The sequence below is a fragment of the Saccharopolyspora ipomoeae genome, assembly GCF_029952525.1.
GTDB lineage: Bacteria > Actinomycetota > Actinomycetes > Mycobacteriales > Pseudonocardiaceae > Saccharopolyspora > Saccharopolyspora ipomoeae.
Window position 1 is genome coordinate 1 of the sequence record NZ_JASAOF010000046.1, and the last position, 1872, is coordinate 1872.

1 protein-coding gene is annotated in these 1872 nt (G+C 69.3%); it reads left to right on the top strand.

Going from position 1 to position 1872, the window contains the following annotated elements; genetic code table 11:
• Window positions 1-1872: acetate--CoA ligase (gene acs, locus QFW96_RS30150; protein ID WP_281459152.1), on the top strand; the 1872-nt coding region annotated here is incomplete at both ends.

A 1872-nucleotide genomic window follows, 5' to 3' on the forward strand; every position in this document is an offset into this window, starting at 1 on the left:
CCCGCCGTCTGAGGAGTTCGCGGCGCAGGCCAACGCCACGTCGGCGCTGTACCAGGCCGCTGATGCCGACCGCGAGGCGTTCTGGGCCGACCAAGCCGACCGCCTGGCCTGGGACACCCGCTGGAACCAGGTCCTGGACTGGTCCGACGCGCCCTTCGCCAAGTGGTTCGTCGACGGCACCCTCAACGTCGCCTACAACTGCGCCGACCGCCACGTCGAAGCAGGCCACGGCGACCGGGTCGCGATCCACTGGGAAGGCGAACCCGGCGACTCCCGCACCATCACCTACGCCGAGCTCCAACGCGAGGTCTCCCGCACCGCCAACGCCCTGGCCGAGTTGGGTGTCGGCAAGGGCGACCGGGTCGCGATCTACCTGCCGATGCTGCCCGAGGCCGTGTTCTCCATGCTGGCCTGCGCCCGCCTCGGCGCCCTGCACTCGGTGGTCTTCGGCGGCTTCTCCGCCGAAGCCCTGCGCTCCCGCATCAACGACGCCCAAGCCAAGGTCGTCATCACCGCCGACGGCCAATACCGCCGCGGCAAGGCCATGCCGCTCAAGGCCAACGTCGACGAGGCCGTCGCCGACGCGCCCAGCATCGAACACGTCCTGGTCGTCCAACGCACCAGCACCGACGTGGCCTGGAACGAGGGCCACGACAAGTGGTGGCACGACGTCGTCGACAAGCAGCCGGAGACCCACACCCCGGAGGCCTTCGACAGCGAACACCCGCTGTTCATCCTCTACACCTCCGGCACCACCGGAAAGCCCAAGGGCATCCTGCACACCTCCGGCGGCTACCTGACCCAGGCGGCCTACACCCACCACCACGTCTTCGACCTCAAGCCCGAGTCAGACGTCTACTGGTGCACCGCCGACATCGGCTGGGTCACCGGCCACACCTACATCGTCTACGGCCCCCTGGCCAACGGCGCCACCCAGGTCATCTACGAGGGCACCCCCAACGCCCCGCACGAGGGTCGGCACTGGGAGATCGTGCAGAAGTACGGCGTCACGATCTACTACACCGCCCCCACCACGATCCGCACCTTCATGAAGTGGGGCGCGGAAATCCCCGCGAAGTACGACCTCTCGTCGCTGCGCGTTCTGGGTTCGGTGGGTGAGCCGATCAACCCCGAAGCCTGGATCTGGTACCGCAAGCACATCGGCTCCGACCGCACCCCCATCGTCGACACCTGGTGGCAGACCGAAACCGGCGCGATCATGATCTCCCCCCTGCCCGGCGTCACCGCCACCAAACCCGGCTCGGCGCAGACCCCGCTGCCCGGCATCTCCGCCAAGGTCGTCGACGAGTCCGGCACCGACGTCGGCCCCGGTGGCGGCGGCCTGCTCGTGCTGGACAAGCCCTGGCCGTCGATGCTGCGCGGCATCTGGGGCGACGACGAGCGCTACAAGGACACCTACTGGTCGAAGTTCGCCGACCTCGGCTTCTACTTCGCCGGTGACGGCGCCAAGTACGACGAGGACGGCGACCTCTGGCTGCTGGGCCGCGTCGACGACGTCATGAACGTCTCCGGACACCGCATCTCCACCACCGAGGTCGAGTCCGCCCTGGTCTCGCACCCCAACGTGGCCGAGGCCGCGGTGGTCGGCGCCAGCGACCCGACCACCGGTCAGGGCATCGTGGCGTTCGTGATCCTGCGCGGCGGGGCCGCCGACGGCGCCAGCGGTGAGGCCGCGCTGGCCGAGCTCCGCGACCACGTGTCCAAGGAGATCGGCCCGATCGCCAAGCCGCGCCAGATCATGGTCGTCCCCGAGCTGCCCAAGACCCGCTCCGGCAAGATCATGCGCCGCCTGCTCCGCGACGTCGCCGAGAACCGCGAAGTCGGCGACGTCACCACGCTCGCCGACTCCTC